Source organism: Microlunatus aurantiacus (assembly GCF_039536605.1).
GTDB lineage: Bacteria > Actinomycetota > Actinomycetes > Propionibacteriales > Propionibacteriaceae > Microlunatus > Microlunatus aurantiacus.
On the sequence record NZ_BAAAYX010000020.1, the window covers coordinates 386,844 to 404,042 of the forward strand.

Here is a 17,199-nt window from a genome sequence, read left to right on the forward strand (position 1 = left end):
CGTCCGAGCCGCCCGTCGGCGGCTCAGCCGCCGCCGACCTCGGGTCGCCGGATCACGTACCCGTCGGCCGCGGCGATCACCGGCCAGCCCTTCAGGGTCTCCGCGGTGCGGCGGCTGAAGCCGCTCGCGGTGCTGAACCGGACGGAGATGACGGCGTCACCGGAGCGGTAGTACTCCAGGGCCAGCGCCTGCCAGTCCTCGTTCTTGCGCCGGGACTCCTGGTGGTACGGGCTGTCGACCAGGTAGTAGCTGTAGCCGCCCAGGTCCACCACGAAGCGACAGCCCCGGTCGATGTCGGTCTGCACCAGATCCATCTGGATCAGCGTCATCGGCCAGTCCGTGGTGGTGCAGCCACCGAAGTCGGCGGCCACCGTCCCCAGCTGCGCGCCCGGGAACTGCTTGTCGCCCAGATGGACATCACGGAGCGGCCAGGCCAGCACGAGCGTGCCGAGCACCGCCGACGCCGCCAGGGCGGGCGGCAACCACCGGACCGGACGGGTCCGGGCCATCACCACCGCCAGGGCCCCGCCGACCGTCAGGGCCATCGGCGCCGCCGTCAACCCCGCGTAGTGCAGGAACCACATCGGGGTGGTCATCACCAGCGCCCCGTGCGAGATCATCAACGCCGCGACCACGCGCAGCTCGGAGCGGAGCAGGCAGAGTGCTGTGGAACCGAGCACGATCAGCAGCACAGCCAGCAGCACGGCGGTCCACTGGCCGCCGGCCGCGCTCCAGCCGCGAACCCCCAGCACGTCGTCGAGGCGGCCCGGGACGGGCTCGATCGTCCGTCGCCGGCCCAGCTGGGCGACCACGACCATCCGCCACATCTCGCCCGGCGCCGTCAGGAAGAACGGCAGGCAGAGCGCCGTGCAGGACGCCAGGGCAGCACCGAGGGTGAGCGCGGCCGGCCGCCGGCCCCGCCGGGCGGCGACGGCCAGCACCACGACCAGGACGGCGACCACGCCCCAGATCTTCAGCGCCGGCGACAGCCCGAGCAGCGCCCCGGCCACCAGGTAGTGCCGGTCGCGGATCCCCGAACCAGAGCCGAGCAGCCGGGTGAGCACCAGCCCGAGCAGCAGGACGGTGGTGGCCGGAGCCTCCAGCAGGGTGGTGTGCTCGACGTACATCGCGCCGAACGACAGCGCGTAGAACAGCGCCGCCACCGCCGCGGCCACCCGGCTCAGCGGTCTCAGGGTCAGCCCACACAGCACCGCGTTCGCCCCGCCGAGCACGATCCAGGACAGCCGGGCCGCGGCCATCGCGTTCGGCTCTCCGACCCACCAGGACAAGGCGGCGAACGGGGCGAGGGCGAGCACCACCCCGGGCGGGTGGAGAAGCAGGAAGTCGCGGTACGGCAGCAACCCGTTGACCAGGCCCAGCGCCGCCGCGAAGTGCACGCCGTCGTCGTAGTTGCCCAGACCGTAGAGCCCGCTGCCGCGGAGGGTCCCACCCAGCCGGGCAGCGACCGCGAGCCCGAAGGCCGCGGCGAGAGCGCACGGGAACCACAGGTGCCGTCGGACGACGGGGCCGGCGTGATCGATCTCGCGGGCGATGGTCACGGTGTGTCCTCCCTGATGTCATGAGGACATACGTGCGACGAGCCTCGGAGGTTACCCGGGGCGGGTGGCCGATCGAAGAGAGACGCCGGGCCGGTATCTGAGCGACCGCCGGCGCCTCCTGTCGTCGTCGGGACCTGCCGGCGGTGGCGTGCCGACGCCTGGCCGGGTCGCGAGGTGGGTCGGATTTCTCGTTGCCGCGCAGCCACAGCAGGTCCACAGTAGGAACAGGCACGCCGTCGGGGTGGCGGCGCTCACACGAGGGGGCTCGGGTATGAGGATGGTCTACACGGTGCTGGCGTTCGCGGTCGCCGGCCTGGTGGTGGTGCAGGCGGCGGCGATCGCCTTTGCGGTGTTCGGGCTGAGCGCCTGGATCGAGCAGGGCGGCACGCTGGACGCGGCCGCCATGCAGAACGAGGTCACCTTCCCCGGTGTCGTCGGTTTCATGATCCACGGCATGTTCGGCTCCATGGTGATCCCGGCGGTGGCCCTGTTGCTGCTGATCAGCTCGTTCTTCGCCAGGACCGCGGGTGCGGTGCGGTGGGGGCTGATCGTGTTCGTGACCACGGCGGTGCAGGTGGCGCTCGGCATCTTCGCGCACGGCGTCCCGCAGCTCGGGATCCTGCACGGGATCCTGGCCCTGGTCCTCTTCGGCGCCGCCGTCATGGCCGGACTGCAGGGGCGGCGGAAGGGTGCGGCAGTGACGACCTCGGTCGGAGTCGAGACCGCCGCAGCTCCCGTCGCCCACGCCTGACCCGCTCACGCCGGTGGGTGCCCGCAGGACGACGGTGCTGCGGAGGTGGGTCCCGGTCCTGGCCACCGCGCTGGTGATCGCCCCGCTGGCCGTGCTCTGGCAGGCCAGCCGAGTCCCCTCGGCCTACTCGGTGATGGACATGGGCTACCTCGACCACGGCGGCGGTGCCCAGCCCGGGGCGTCGACGGCGAGCCATGCCGACCACGCCAGCCCGCACGTCGGTCACGTCCTGCGTCCGATCACCGACCTGGTCGTCGACCCCGCCCGGCGGGCCGACGTCCGCGTCGACCTCACCGCCGCAGCAGCGACGGTCGAGGTCGGGGACCAGCGGCTGGCCGGCTTCACGCTCAACGGCGCCACACCGGGGCCGACGATCACTGCGGCCGAGGGCCAGCTGGTCGAGGTGCGGCTGCACAACGCCTCGGTGGCCGAGGGTGTCAGCCTCCACTGGCACGGAGTCGATGTGCCCAACGCGATGGACGGGGTCGCGGGCGTGACCCAGGACGCGGTGCCGGTGGGTGGCAGCTTCACCTACCGGTTCGTGGCCGACCGGGCGGGCAGCTTCTGGTACCACTCGCACCAGGTGTCGGACCCCCAGGTGCGGGGTGGGCTCTTCGGGGGACTGGTCATCCTGCCCCGAGGCCAGCGCAGCGGTCCCCACGATGTTCTCGCCCTGGCCCACACGTACGGCGCTGTCCGCACCGTCAACGGCCGACCGGGTGACCTCACGGTGCCGGCGGCGCCCGGTGAGGTCGTGCGGGTGCGGGTGGTCAACACCGACAACGCGCCGATGCCGCTGTGGACGGACGCGCCGTACCGGCTGCTGGCCGTCGACGGGTCGCCGGTGCACGAGCCGACTGCCGTCCGGGACCAGGGTCTGCTGCTGACCGCCGGCGGGCGCCTCGACGTCGAGGTCACGGCGCCGGCCGTCGGAGCGACCCGGTGGCAGCTCAGCCGGGGCACGGCCGTGGTGATCGGCACGGGCGACGGAGGCGGGCCACCGCCCCAGCCCGTCACCTCCCTGGACCTGCTGACCTACGGCACCCCGGCGCCGGCGGGCTTCGAGCCCGGCGACGCGGTCCGTCACTTCGCCTACCGGATCGGACGGCGTCCTGGTTTCGTGAAGGGTCGTCCCGGGCTCTTCTGGTCGGTCAACGGTCACCTCTACCCGAACGTGCCGATGTACGTGGTGCGGGAGGGCGAGGTGGTGACCATGAGGATCGAGAACTCCAGCGGGCAGGTGCACCCGATGCACCTGCACGGTCACCGGGCCCTGGTGCTGAGCCGCAACGGGGTCGCGGCGACCGGCAGCCCCTGGTGGGTGGACTCACTCGACGTGGCGGACGGCCAGACGTACGAGATCGCCTTCCTGGCCGACAACCCGGGGGTGTGGATGGACCACTGTCACAACCTGCAGCACGCCGCCGACGGCATGGTCGCCCATCTGATGTACGAGGGCTGGGACACCCCGTTCCGGATCGGTGGTGAGCGGCCCAACCGACCGGAGTGATTCCTGTCGACGGCGCACAATAGAACTCGACTCACCGATGGCCGGGGAGCGACACGCCGACTCCGATAACGAAAAGTCTCGACCCTTACTCAACCTGAGCAACAACTAACACTCTCGTAACAGTTGTATCTATGTCGGCGGGTCGACTAGTCTCCGGCGCAGCGCGTGCATCCATCGCACGACCGGGGGGCAAGACCATCAAGGCCGAGGTGCAAGTCACCGCGGTCCGTTCGAGGAGTGTCATGCTTCGTCGCCGTCTCATTGCCCTGTCCGTGAGCCCTGTGCTGGCTCTGGGTCTGGTGTCCGCCGCGCAGCCCGCCGGGGCCGTCAGCACCCCGTCGTCGATCAGCAACGTGGTGGCCGTGCCCGGGGCCAAACCCGGGGAGGTGCGCTTCAGCTGGAGCACCTCGGGCAGCCACACCGACTACTTCCTGCTGGAGACCGGTCTCACCGCGTTCAGCAAGTCCAGCGACTCGTCGCTGCCCACATCGGGCCGCAACGCCAAGACCTTCGTCATCTCCGCGGGGGCGCGGTCCTACACGCTGACCGCGGCCCAGGCCGCCAGCGCGGGGGCTCCGCTCGGTTCGGCCAACTACCTCTACTACCGCCTCTTCGCGGTCAACAAGGAGGGGTCGAAGACGGTCACCAAGGCGTACCCCAACCTGCAGGCGGTGATGCCGCAGGCCCTGGGCACCGACCAGTCCCGGAGCGGGACGGACCTGCGGGTCGCCACCTTCAACGTCAGGACCGTCAAGGCCACCAAGGACAAGCGGAACTGGCTGCTGCGGGTCGACGACGTGGCCAAGGAGATCCTCACCTCGCGTGCTGGGGTGGTCCTGCTCCAGGAGATCTCCCCCGGGCGCGCGGACGGCAAGGGCGGGTCCACCGCCAAGGTCGGCCGCCAGACCACCACGCTGCTGGCCCAGCTCGCCAAGCAGGGCGGCAAGTCGTACGACTACCGGATGAACCGGACCACCCTGCTGGTGAAGACCGGGGAGAAGCGCGGCACCCAGGGCGGTCGGGTGCTCTACGACAACAAGCGCTACAAGATGCTCAGCTCGTGCCCGGAGAAGACCGGCAAGACGACGTACAACGCGTCCTGCTCGTTCGCCCTGCCCATCGCCTCCGGGGACAGCGAAAGCAAGCGTCGCCGCGGCAGCTACGCGCTGCTGCAGAACCGCAAGACAGGCCAGAAGTTCTGGGCCTTCTCGGCGCACCTGGACGAGCGGCACAGCTCGAGCAAGACCACCGGGGCCAAGTACGACAAGCTGCGTGGCGACCAGGCGCGCTACCTGGTGAGCCTGATCAACAGACTGAACACCAAGAAGTACCCGGTGGTGTTCGGCGCCGACATCAACACCTGGCAGAGCGACAAGTCCGGCTACTCCGGGCACAACGTCCTGGTCGCCGGCGGCTTCTACGACACCGCCGCCGCGAAGGTGAAGGTCAACGCCGACTACAACACCTCCAACGGCTTCGCGACCACGCTCGGCCGCTCGTCCCACGGCTACGGACCGCACCTCGACGTGGTGATGGTGCAGCGCGGCAAGGGCGGCGCCGACCGCTGGGTCAACATGCTGCAGAACCCGGATGCGGACCGTCCGTCCGACCACAACCTGGTGTGGGCGGACGTCAGGATCTGAGTCAGGTCGAGTAGCAGGCCTGGTCGGCGCGTGGTGCCTGTCGGACGATGCGGAGGGCGAGGCCGGTAACCTTTGCAGTCAGCCCGGCCGAGCCTTCTCGACCTCCTCGCGCAGCTCGGGTGCGAGGTAGGCGGCGAACGTCGCCGTCAGGTGGTTGACGTCGCGGTAGACGAGCAGGTTCCCGACGATGATCGGACACGTACGGGTGTCACACAGCGCGGGAGTCAGGTCCACGTACGCGGCACCGGCCGACACCGTGACGGTCCTCTCCGCCATCGTGAGCGTCGGATCTCGAGCCGATGCGGGGTCTCCGGCGCAAGGCCTGGTGTCCTGGACGTGGCTCGAGAGACAGATTGGCGGGGCGGTCGGGAACCGCGGTGTGTCGGCCACCACGAGCACGGAGCTCCCCGCCGCCAGAACCTGATCGATGGTGCGTCGCAGCCCAACGCTCCACTCGTTCCTGCGGTCGGCGCCGGTGGCGCCGCTGGCAAGCGGGTGAAAGGCGTACGACGACACGACCACGAGATCAGCGGGTGCCGATGTCAACGTCGCCAGCACCTTGGTCCGCCATGTGTCGCAGGTGGCATAGGGCTGGTTGTTGAGGGAGATGGTGACTGAAGCGGCCGGGCAGGAACTTTTCGTGTAGCTGGCGATCGCCAGGTCGCCGTCTTCCCGAGAGAGGCGCTCGAGGGCCGGCAGCCATTGAGCCGCGTGGGAATCCCCGAAGACGGCGACCCGGAACGCCCCGTTCACATCCCCGAAGCGGCAGTCCTGGACTTCGGTGCTGAGCGTGTCCAGGTGGCATCCAGGGCGGTCGTACACGCCCGGGACGTCGCGCTCGACGGCGGTCAGCGCAGGTGTCAGGTTCGTCGGCACCTCCGTCGTGGCCACCGGGGGGTGCGCCGGACGATCGGGGGTGCGGGCGCTTCGCCCCCCGCCGTGATCGTCCGGCTACTGGACCAGGTGAGTCCGGCGACCGCGCCGAGAGTCATGAGCACGGTAGCCAGCGCGGCCGCGATCAGAGTCAGCCGTGGTGGCCGTGACGTGAGCCCTCGCGGCGAACGCGTGGGCTCTTCGACGAAGCGGTGGAGCAACCACCCTGCGGGCACCGCCAGCACGATGCCCAGACCGAGGCGCTGCCAGAGCGGAAGGCCCCCGACTCCTCCCGGCACCGACATGGACGGCAGCGCGAGCAGGGGCCAGTGGACGAGGTAGAGGGCGTAGGACATCAGACCGATGCGCTGAACCGGTTCGATCGACAGCAGCTTGGTAGGTCCGAGCGGTCCACGGACGGAACCGAAGTAGATGACGGCAGCGGTCCCGAGGACCGGTACGGCGGCCGCGGTACCGGGGAAGACGGTACGCCCGTCGAACATGACGGCGGCGGCGACCACAGCGAGCAGACCGACCCAACCACCGGCCACGACGATCCATCGGGGTGCCCGGGGCGGGCGATCAAGGACCAGCGCAGCGACAAGACCGCCCACCAGGAGCTCCCACGCTCGGGTCGGCAGCCAGAAGAAGGCGAGCGGTTGGTTCCAGGGCGTGGCGATGAGACCGAGGACGAAGCTGGTCACGGCGAGTCCGGCGATTCCCGCCACGACCAGGGCGCGCCGCCCACGCGCCAACAGGACCAGACCCAGCAGAGCCAGCGGCCACAGAAGATAGAACTGTTCCTCGACGCCCAGAGACCAGTAGTGCTGAAAGGGCGAGGCGGCGTGATCGGCGAGGTAGTCGGTGTCCTGGGCGGCGAACCAGAGGTTGGGCACGTACAGGGCCGTGGCGATGGCCGCCTTGAACTGCCCGGCCAGCGACAACGGAGGAGCGAAGATCGGCAGGGCCAGGGCGGTGAGCGTGAGCACGACGAGCGCAGCCGGCAGGATGCGGCGGGCCCGCCGGGCATAGAAGTCAGCGAAATGAGGGCGCCCGTCGCGCTCGATCGAGGTGAGCAGGTGGCCGGTGATGAGAAAGCCGGAGATCACAAAGAAGACGTCCACGCCGACGTAGCCGCCGCTGAACGGAACCACGCCCGCGTGGTACAGGAGCACCAGACCGACAGCAACCGCTCGGAGACCCTGCACGTCAGGCCGGAAGGAACCGGACCGACTCGCCCCGGCCTGCCGCGTCGTCTTCGAGTGCTCCAGCGTCCTCATCCGTTGGCGAGGGCGGCTGGACCTTCTTCGCGACGGATGTCGATGATGTGTCCGGTCTGCCCGGACAGCAGCACATCGAGGGACTGCTTCGCCACCTCGGGCGAGGACAGCAGGGTGCCGGGCGGCTCCGCGCCGAACGCCTTCGTCCTCATCGGGGTCCCGGTGCGTTCGGGGTTGATGCAGTTGACCCGGACCCCGGTGCCCGCCCACTCGTCGGCCAGCGCCTGGGTCAGGTTCACCACGGCGGCCTTGGCCGAGGAGTAGAGGGAGTAGCCCGAACGTCCGCGGGTGTAGGACGACGACGTGAAGAGCAGCAGCGAACCCTGGGTCTCCACCAGGTGAGGGTAGAACTCCTGGGCGATGAAGATCGGCGCCAGATAGTTCACCTCGGTAGCCGCGTAGATCGTCTCCTCAGTCGACTCCGCCAGCTCGCCCCGGGGGAGCACTCCGGCGGTGTTGACGACGAAGTCGATCCGACCGGTCTCGGCCAGCACCTCACGGCAGGCGGCGACAACGTCCTCGCGACGCTGGACGTGGGTGTTGGTGGCGGAGCGCGAGAACGTCTTCACCGTCGCGCCGTAGGACCTGGCCAGGTCGGCGATGTCCCCGCCGATCCCGTACGACCCACCGAAGACGACGAATGTCTTGCCCTCAAGACGCTCGTGGTAGTCCTGCTCGGACAGCGGGGCGGGGTGGTCGGCGGAGGTCAGCTGGAAGAGCTTGTCGGCGATGTAGACGTCGATCGGCTCGGTGACCTTCATGTTGCGCTCGTGTCCCTGGACGACGGCGATGGGCACCTCGGGCAGGTAGCGCAGGACGACCGTGCAGTCGTCGGTGGCCTGGAAGTCGGGATCCTCGGCCGCCTTGGCGTACGCGGCCCGGATGGTGGAGAGCCGGAACGACTGCGGGGTCTGCCCCCGACGGAGCAGGTGCCGGGGCAGGACGTCGGTCATCCGCGGTTTCCCGTCCTCGCCGGAGACGGCGTCCACCTGGATCACCGTGTCGGCCGAGGGGATGGCGGTGTCGACGGCCTGGTAGGTCTCCAGCGCCTCCACGTTTGCGGCGATGATCGTCTGGGAGACCAGCGGCCGGACGGCGTCGTGCAGCAGCACGTTGCAGTCGTCCTCGCCCAGCGCAGATAGTGCGAGCGCGGTGGTGTCGTTCCGGGTGGCGCCCGGACCGCCGGCGCCCTCGAGGATATGGGTGACCTTGTCGTAGTCGCCCTTCTTGACCACGGCACGCACGTCGTCGAGGTAGCCGGGAGCCATCATCACGATGATCTCGTCGATCAGCGGTGAGGCCTGCATCGTCGCGATGGTGTGCTCGATGATGGGCTTTCCGGCGATCTTGATCAGCTGCTTCGGGATGTTCAGACCGACTCGGGTGCCGGTACCCCCGGCCAGGATCACGGCGACATTACGCAGGCGAGACACGCGCGGAATTCTAGTTGTTCACGTGCTGTCGCGCCGGTCTGACATGCGGCCCTTGGTGACGAAGGCGCACGCAATGGCCGACGGCCGCTGATGCGATGGGTTTCACAGCACTGCGCGGACGATCGGCACATCGCGTCACTGCACACGCCCTGGCCCCGTGCAGCGTCGGTGCGGCAAGGGCCCGAAGATAGTGGTTCCGCCCCGAACGAGAACGAGAGCGCACACGTCAGCGCGGCAGGTCGATCTCGGTCGCCAGGAACTGGCCCATCAGGCGCGAGTACTCCTGCGACATGTGTGACCGGTCTCGGAAGACGGGGATACCGCCGACCTGCGCATAGCAGGTCCGGCGGTCACAGAACGACTCGGTGAGATCGACGACGTCGACTCCCTCGACCCCGTCGTCGACAAGTGCTCGAGCCGTCGCTGCCTGGATGTCGGGGGTGAGCGCCTCCGAGCGTGGCCAGTTGCACGCCGTCGCATCTGCTTCAGCTTCGAGGCAACTCGGGACCGACCGCTGCGGCGTGGGTGTGTCCCGGACGACGTGCACACGCTTGCCCTGCTCGAGCAGTGGCCGCCACACCTCGGTGAACCCGTCCGAGGCAGGGTCAGCGAGCTCCTGGCCGTCTGGCACGGACTGCCAGGTGTAGGAGCTGCTGAATGCGCTCGTCACCACGTCGCGGATATCGGTGTCCTGTCGAAGTCGCTGCATCACGTCCTGGCGCCACCGCTCGCACGACAGCTGGCGAGCGTCGCTGGTCTCGCTGGCCAACACGCGGCGAGCCTGAGTCAGCGGGCAGCCGCTCTTGGCGTAGATCCGTACCGAGAAGCCCTCGGCCCTGCCCTGCGCGTCCATAGCATCGCGCCACATGCCTGCATGTGAGTCGCCGACCAGGGCGACGGTGGCCTTCCCACCAGGTTGGCCGACAACACAGTCGAGCACGGTGACCATGGTCAGGTTGGTCTGGCAGTCGAACAGTCGCGCAGCCGAGGCCTGGGCCTTCAGGGACTCAGGCGCCACGAGCGTGCGGGCCCCCTCGACGCCGCCGCACGCCGCGGGATCCGCGAGGGCTCGCGGGCCAAGACATGGATCGCCACTCTCGAGGACAGATACAGCAGCCGCGTCCGCTAGATCGAGACGTTTCTGGTGGACGGCGCTCGTGACGCCCACCCCACCAACGACGAACGCCATCCCGACGACTGCGAACACGTAGGCCCGGCGGGGGCTGGCGGCGAGCATCGGTCGCTGGCGCAGAGGGTCTTCGACGTAGGTCTTCGACACCCAGGCGAGCACGACCGTGGCCGCGAGGATCGCCACCTTCTGCAGCAGTGTCAGCGAAGACCCGGTCACAGCAGGAACGAGCACGATCAGCGGCCAGTGAATGAGGTAGACCGAATACGAGATGTCGCCGACGAAGGTCGCAGGACGCCGGGCCAGCCACCAGCCGGCAGTACGAGGTCCACCGTGACCGGCGAGGATAACGGCCACCGTCCCGAGCACGGGGACCAAAGCGATCCACCCGGGGAAGGCGCTGCTGTCGGTGTAGGACCAGCCGGCCCACAGCATGGCCACCACACCGAGCCAGCCGAGGGCGATTCGGGCTCGAGCCCCCAGCCGGACGGTGACGAGCGCGGCCACCGCTCCGGCGGAGAACTCCCAGGCTCGGGTGAACGTGGACAGATAAGCGATCGGCTGATCCTGACTGGTGGCGTACACGGACCAGGTGAGGGACACCAGGCCGAGGAGGCCGAGACCGACGAGCAAGATACGTCGTCGTTCTTCCGGTGAGGTCGCCGGGGATCGCCTTCCGGCCAGGGCGGTGCTCCGCCGGTACGCCCATCGCTGGAACTGCAGCAGACCGACGATGAGCAGCGGCCAGACGAGGTAGAACTGCTCCTCCACCGACAGCGACCAGTAGTGCTGGGCGACGGTCGGCACGTTGTCGGCCGCCATGTAGTCGACGGCGGCGGCGGCAAGGGCCCAGTTCTCGACGTACAGGGCGCTGGCCACAACCTGGCGGAACGTTGTCGCCCACTGAGTGGACGGGAGCCACAGAATGACGGCGACCGACGACAGTGCCAGCACCAGCAGGCTGGCTGGAAGCAGGCGGCGGATGCGTCGGGCCCAGAATCGGGTCACCTGCAAGCGGCCGGAGACGGCCGACTCTCGGAAGATGTGCGAGGTGATCAAGAAACCTGAGATGACGAAGAAGACGTCGACCCCGACGAATCCGCCGGTGAGCCGGTTCGGCCACAGGTGATAGAAGACCACCAGCCCCACCGCCAGCGCTCGCAAACCCTGGACCTCGGGACGGAAGGGCGTCTCGGTCGCCGCTTCGGCAGAACTCACCGCATCGGGCCCCCAACGAGCGCGCTCGACAAGAGGTCGGACAGCGGTGCTCATCCCGGCTGAGTTTACCAGCGCGGGGCGGCCGGTTGGTCGCCTGCTCCGGCTGTGCATAGGCGTCGATACACTGAGGCGGGCCTCGTCGGGGGCGACACGGAAGTGGCTTGAGGGCGGAGGACCGACGGTGCGGGAGAGGGTACGTCGGCTCACCTCTGCGCTGGTCTCTCGGATCAGCCGCAACCGACAGCTCGGTCCGTCGGGGGTCTCGGCGCCGGAGCCGCCGAACGACAGCCCTCTGCTCAGTGTGGTCGTCGTCGGCGTCGGCTCCGCCGCAGCTCAGCACCTCGCCGAGTGCATGGACAGCCTGAAGCGGCAGAAGTTGCGACGTCTCGAGATCATCTTGGTGGCGGACGCGCTCGGCGCAAGCAGCCCTGAAGTGGGTGTCTTCGCGGCTCGAGATCCGCGGGTGGTGGTGCTCACGGCACCGTCGGTGACCGTGGGAGCCGCACGGAACGCCGGGGCTGCGGGCGCAACCGCTCCGTACCTCGCCTTCCTGGACGCGGCCGACACCGTCCCGGCCGACGGTTACCAGCTCCTGGTGGATGTGCTGACGCTCACCGGGTCGGACTTCGCGGCCGGTGCCGTCCGTCGAGACCGGAACGGCCGCCGCTCCACCCCGGCCTGGAGCAGCTCAGCGCACCGGGAGCCACGGCTGGCCACAACGGTCGAGGCGACACCCGTGGCCCTGCAGGATCTGTTCCTGGGCAACCGGGTCTTCCGTCGCGACTTCTGGCGTGACGCGGTGGGTCCGGTGCCGTTGGTCGTCTTCGACGACAGGGTGCCGAGACCTTTCTGGAACGAGCGGATGGCCCCGTACGGCGAGGGCGTCGCCTACGACGACCACGTCCCGGCCCTGGCGGCCTCGCTGCGGGCCAGCACCTTCGACCTCATCACGCCGGTCACCTGCATCTGGCGGGTGAGTGAGCGCGCCGGGCACGTTGGCACCAGCCCGGAAGAGCTCGGTGAGCTGACGGCACGCGCGACCGTCCTGCACGAGGCTCGTCAGCTCGTCGAGGCGCAGGGCACCGCACGCGCCGCCTCCGCCTGGACCGCCCGGGTGCTGGGAGTCGAGCTGCCGGTTCTCGTCCGTCACGCTCTGGCGGCGGGCGACACCTATCGATCGATCGTCAGTGGGGAGGCCACGGACCTCCTCGCCCGGGCCGATGCATCCGCGTTGGCCAGCACACCGGTCGACCGCAAGCTCCTGGTGGCGCTCGCCGCGGCCGGTCGCTGGGACGAGGCCGACCGGCTGCTCGAGACCGTCCGCCTGGACGGGCCTATCCCGCCGACCTCAGTCGTCGACGGTCGCGTGTACGCCGACCTGCCGTTCGGCTCCGGGTTCGCGTCAGAGCTCTACGAGCTGAGCCAGGATCAGACCCGGTTGGCTGTGGTGATCGACGGCGTCAGCTGGGACCGGGCCGGCACGTTGACGATCGACGGCTTCGCTCTCGTCCGCGGTGTCGATCAGGAGGATGCCTGTCCGGACGTTGAGATCGTGCTGGTCCCGGTGGGGGACAGCGAGGACATCATCCGGCTCGATGTCGCACCGCGGGCCGCTCCCGATGCGACCCTCTGGGCCGACCATCCCTGGCAGTCCTACGACCGGGCCGGTTTCCGCGTCCACGTCCCGGCGACCGCGATCCACCCGACGGAGCCCGCTGGGCCTCGCTCGGCTGCGCGCCGGTGGCAGCTCCGGGTCAGGGTGCGGGTGCGCGACGTGGAGCGCGAGGGTGTGGCGCGAACCCTGACCCGGTTCGGCACCGCGGACAGGATGCCGTCCTCGCCGGTCACCGATCCGTTCGATCCCTGGCGCATCTTCCCCTCGTTCGACGATGACGAGGGCTTCACCCTCCAGGTCCGATCCGACGTGGCGCGGGCGGTCACCCTGGCGTCGACGCCGGACGGCGCTCTGTCCGGTGTGATCCGACTTTTGAGTCCGCTGACGAAGGCGCCGGCTGGCGTGGCGCTGGCGGACGCTCGCGGCAGCGACTGGGCGCCCGTGATCGAGGGTGCCGATGGCACCTTCGCCTTCAGCTTCGCCACGCCACCCACCGGACCTGGCACCCGTAGCCTGCGGCTGATCACCGAGCGCGGCCGAGCTCATCGGGTCGGCTGGCCCCAGGACGACACGACTCCGCCGCTCGTGCGCGCCGGTGACCGTGATCCCGGCTGGCAGCGGTCCCCACGGGGCAACGTCCAGGTGCTGGCTCCCCGGCCACGCTGCCAGCTCCAGGGCATCGAGCTGACGGGCGAGCATCTCCGGCTGACGGTGACGACCGAACAGCTGACCGCGGCTGACCTGCAGACCGCCGCGTTGGTCACGTCGGTCACGACGATCGCGGCGAGCAGCGTCGAAGGGCAGGACGGTCGCTGGCTGATCGAGTTCGCCCTGAGCGCTCCCGCTTGGCCGCGGGGGTCCGTCCGTCCGCTCCCCAGCGGCCGGTACGACCTGACGGTGCAGCGGGGCGGTCGGGCGTTGGCGGTCACGGCCGGGATCGAGCTGCTGAATCGGCTGCCGATCGAGCAGCTCGGCGCGTGGCACGGTCTGACCGTCCACCGAGCCCCCCGCTCCACCAGGATCCACCTCAGCGTGCGCGCACCGCTCGCCGAGGGCGAACGAGCCCGAGTGGATCAGCACCGGCTGCAGCGGCGGTACGCCGGCACCGAGCACGAGCTGGTCGAACAGGCTTTCTTCCAGTGCTACCGAGGCGAGTCCGTGACCGACAGCCAGCTGGCGCTCCACACAGAGCTGCGCCGGCGGGACGCAGCGGTGGAGGTGGTCTGGGGGATCGCCGACTGGTCGGTCGAGCTACCGGACGGGGCACGGGGCGTCATCGTCGGTAGCCGCGAGTGGTACGAAGCCCTAGGGTCCTCGCGGTACCTGTGCAGCAACATCGAGTTCGACCGCTTCCTCCGCCGCCGACCGCACCAGCGCTACCTGCAGACGTTCCACGGCTACCCCTTCAAGTCGATGGGCATCCCTTTCTGGCGCAGCAAGGGCTTCAGCGAGCGCGCGATCTCCGAGGAGTGCGACCGGCGGAACCGGGCCTGGACCTCGATCGTGGTGCCGGCGCCCTTCTGCGTGGACCTGTACCGCGAGTGCTACCGCTACGAGGGCGAGATCCTGGTGACGGGCTACCCCCGCGATGACGCGCTGGTGCGACCCGATCCCGGAGTCCGTGACCAGGTGCTGACCCGCCTCGGGGTCCCCGCGGGACGACGGGTCGTGCTCTACGCACCGACGTGGCGCGAGTCCGACGCCATCACCGCTCGCAAGGCCAAGCTGTTCGACGAGCTGGAGGTCGATCGCCTGGCCGACGCGCTCGGAGCCGATCACACCATCCTGCTCCGCGGTCACACCCGTACCCGGCACACCAGCGGCGCCGGGCCGGCTGGCCGCGCCGAGATCCTCGACGTCACCCGCTACCCCGAGATCAACGACCTCATCCTGGCGGCCGACGTGGCCGTCCTGGACTACTCGTCCCTGCGCTTCGACTGGCTGCTCACCGGCAAGCCTGTGCTCTTCTTCGTGCCAGACCTGGAGTCCTACCTCGCTCAGCGGACGGCGTTGTTCGACTTCGGCCCCACCGCCCCCGGACCCCTGCTGGGGACCACCGCCGAGGTGATCGACGCGTTGCGCGACCTCGAGCGGGTCTCGGCCGCGTTCGTCGCGCAGCGGACCGAGGCCAACGCGCGGTTCAATGCCTTGAACGACGGGTTCGCGGCCGCCCGCGTCGCGGACGCGTTCTTCGCCGATACGGTCTCGACCAGCGACTGATCCCGAGCAACCAAGCCCGACCGAGAGTGAGACAAGCAGTGTCAGCAGTCATCAAGCCCACCGCCCAAGTGGCCGACAGTGCGACCCTCGGGGAGGGCACCACAGTTTGGGAGCTCGCCCAGGTGCGCGAGGACGCCGTCCTGGGGGAGGGCTGCATCATCGGCCGCGGTGCCTACGTCGGCACCGGCGTGCAGATCGGCGACAACGTCAAGCTGCAGAACTACGCGCTCGTGTACGAGCCTGCGGTCCTGGGTGACGGCGTCTTCGTCGGACCGGCGGTGGTGCTGACCAACGACCTCAACCCGCGCAGCGTGGATCCGTCGGGGCGGCGGAAGTCCGGGCACGACTGGGAAGCCGTCGGCGTGACGGTGGAGACAGGAGCGTCCCTGGGCGCTCGCTCGGTGTGCGTGGCTCCGGTCCGCATCGGCCGATGGGCCATGGTGGCTGCCGGCGCCGTGGTGACCAAGGACGTGCCGGACCACGCCCTCGTCGTGGGTGTCCCGGCTCGCCAGATCGGCTGGGTGGGACGGGCCGGCGTACGACTCACGGAGTCCGGCGACGAGTGGACCTGCCCGCAGACCGGCGAGCGCTACCTGACCGGTGAGGGCAGCGGGCTCGAGTTGGTGACGTCCGACTGACGCCGGCTGCCCTGCGGAGATGCCTCGGGCCGCCGCCGGGTCAGCCGCCGATGACCACCCGTCGCACGTCGGTCCAGGCGGCCGGGTCGGTCACCCGACGACCGTCGACGAGGGTCCGCACCCCTGGCACGTCCGCCGGCTTCAGGGTGCGGTACTCCGCGTGGTCCGCCTGGATCACGGCCGCGTCCACCGGTCCGCCGTCCCAGCCGGGCAGGCCCAGAGCCTCCAGCTCGGAGGCGGTGTAGAGCGGGTCGGTCACGGCCACCGAGGCGCCGCGCGCCAGCAGCTCCGTCACGGTCGGGAACACCCCGGAGAAGGCCGTCTCCTTCACGCCGCCCCGGTAGGCGGCGCCCAGCACGAGGACCCGCGCTCCGGTGAGGTCACCGTGGGCAGCGGCGAGCAGGTCGACAGCGTAAACGGGCATCGCCCCGTTGGCGGCCCGCGCGGCCTGGACCACCGTCGCGTCCGGGTCGTTCCAGAGATAGATCTGGGGGTAGATCGGGATGCAGTGCCCCCCGACGGCGATACCTGGCCGGTGGATGTGGCTGTACGGCTGGGAGTTGCAGGCCTCGATGACCTTGAGGACGTCGACGCCGATGGTGTCGGCGAACCGGGCGAACTGGTTGGCCAGGCCGATGTTGACGTCGCGGTAGGTGGTCTCGGCCAGCTTGGCCATCTCCGCCGCCTCGGAGGAGCCGAGGTTCCACACGCCGTTCGGCCGGGGCAGGTCGTCGCGCTCGTCGAAGTCCAGCACCGCCTCGTAGAACTCCTCGGCGTGAACCCCCGAGGGCTCGTCGATGCCGCCGACGAGCTTGGGGTACTTGCGCAGGTCCGCAAACACCCGTCCGGTGAGCACCCGCTCCGGGCTGAAGGCCAGGTGAAAGTCGCTGCCGGCTTTGAGACCGGAGGCCTCTTCGAGCATCGGTGCCCACCGGGTCCGGGTCGTTCCCACTGGGAGCGTCGTCTCGTAGCTGACCAAGGTCCCCGGTGTGAGACCGGCGCCGATCGACCTGGTTGCCGCATCCATCCAGCCGAAGTCGGGGACCGCGTGCGCGTCTACAAACAGCGGGACGACTACGACCACCGCCTCGGCGGAAGCCACAGCCGTGGTGGTGTCGGTCGTCGCCGCCAGCAGTCCGGCTCCGACCACCTCGGCGAGTGCTTCCTCGAGCCCCGCCTCGTTCGGGAACGGCGCGACCCCGGCATTGACCAGCTCGACGGTCCGCATGTCCACGTCACAACCGATCACCTGGTGACCCTTGCGAGCGAACTGGACCGCCAGCGGAAGTCCGATCTTTCCCAGTGCTACGACGCAGATCTGCATCAGTGC

Annotated in this window: 11 protein-coding genes; 5 read left to right on the plus strand and 6 right to left on the minus strand. The window is 69.6% G+C overall.

The genetic code is table 11. The features are described 5' to 3' along the window. Positions 1–23: 23 nt before the first annotated feature. Positions 24–1,559, minus strand: coding sequence for a hypothetical protein (locus ABD714_RS20160; RefSeq protein WP_344814238.1), 1,536 nt, complete (start codon positions 1,557–1,559; stop codon positions 24–26). A 271-nt stretch (positions 1,560–1,830) separates the two neighbouring features. Between ABD714_RS20160 and ABD714_RS20165 the strand changes: the two genes are divergently transcribed. From ABD714_RS20165 to ABD714_RS20175, 3 genes are all read left to right on the plus strand, one after another. Continuing rightward, positions 1,831–2,310: a COX15/CtaA family protein gene (locus tag ABD714_RS20165; RefSeq protein ID WP_344814239.1), complete on the plus strand. Its 480-nt coding sequence runs from the start codon at positions 1,831–1,833 to the stop codon at positions 2,308–2,310. 34 nt (positions 2,311–2,344) lie between these two features. After that, positions 2,345–3,820 (plus strand): multicopper oxidase family protein, encoded by a 1,476-nt coding sequence (locus ABD714_RS20170; protein ID WP_344814240.1) that lies wholly within the window; start codon positions 2,345–2,347, stop codon positions 3,818–3,820. A 272-nt stretch (positions 3,821–4,092) separates the two neighbouring features. Beyond that, positions 4,093–5,463, plus strand: a complete 1,371-nt coding sequence (locus ABD714_RS20175; RefSeq protein ID WP_344814241.1) for an endonuclease/exonuclease/phosphatase family protein — start codon at positions 4,093–4,095, stop codon at positions 5,461–5,463. Positions 5,464–5,541: 78 nt separating this feature from the next. On the opposite strand, the gene ABD714_RS20180 is transcribed toward ABD714_RS20175, so the two are convergent. The 4 genes from ABD714_RS20180 to ABD714_RS20195 form a co-directional block, all read right to left on the minus strand. Further along, entirely contained in the window at positions 5,542–6,354 is an 813-nt protein-coding gene (locus tag ABD714_RS20180; RefSeq protein WP_344814242.1) for an SGNH hydrolase domain-containing protein, read from the minus strand. Then, on the minus strand, positions 6,324–7,616 hold the full coding sequence (locus ABD714_RS20185) for an acyltransferase family protein (protein WP_344814243.1): 1,293 nt from the start codon (positions 7,614–7,616) through the stop codon (positions 6,324–6,326). The genes ABD714_RS20180 and ABD714_RS20185 overlap by 31 nt, the downstream gene beginning before the upstream one ends. Further along, a complete protein-coding gene (locus ABD714_RS20190) occupies positions 7,613–9,049 on the minus strand; it encodes an SDR family NAD(P)-dependent oxidoreductase (protein WP_344814244.1) in 1,437 nt (478 codons plus the stop codon). Before ABD714_RS20190 ends, ABD714_RS20185 begins: the two co-directional genes overlap by 4 nt. A 226-nt stretch (positions 9,050–9,275) precedes the next feature. Then, positions 9,276–11,450 (minus strand): acyltransferase family protein, encoded by a 2,175-nt coding sequence (locus ABD714_RS20195; protein ID WP_344814245.1) that lies wholly within the window; start codon positions 11,448–11,450, stop codon positions 9,276–9,278. 127 nt (positions 11,451–11,577) lie between these two features. Between ABD714_RS20195 and ABD714_RS20200 the strand changes: the two genes are divergently transcribed. Next, positions 11,578–15,231, plus strand: coding sequence for a CDP-glycerol glycerophosphotransferase family protein (locus ABD714_RS20200; RefSeq protein ID WP_344814246.1), 3,654 nt, complete (start codon positions 11,578–11,580; stop codon positions 15,229–15,231). A gap of 38 nt (positions 15,232–15,269) precedes the next feature. After that, entirely contained in the window at positions 15,270–15,869 is a 600-nt protein-coding gene (locus tag ABD714_RS20205) for an acyltransferase (protein WP_344814247.1), read from the plus strand. 40 nt (positions 15,870–15,909) lie between these two features. Here the strand turns inward: ABD714_RS20205 and ABD714_RS20210 are convergent, their stop codons facing one another. Continuing rightward, entirely contained in the window at positions 15,910–17,193 is a 1,284-nt protein-coding gene (locus ABD714_RS20210; RefSeq protein ID WP_344814248.1) for a nucleotide sugar dehydrogenase, read from the minus strand. Between the last annotated feature and the right edge of the window lie 6 nt (positions 17,194–17,199).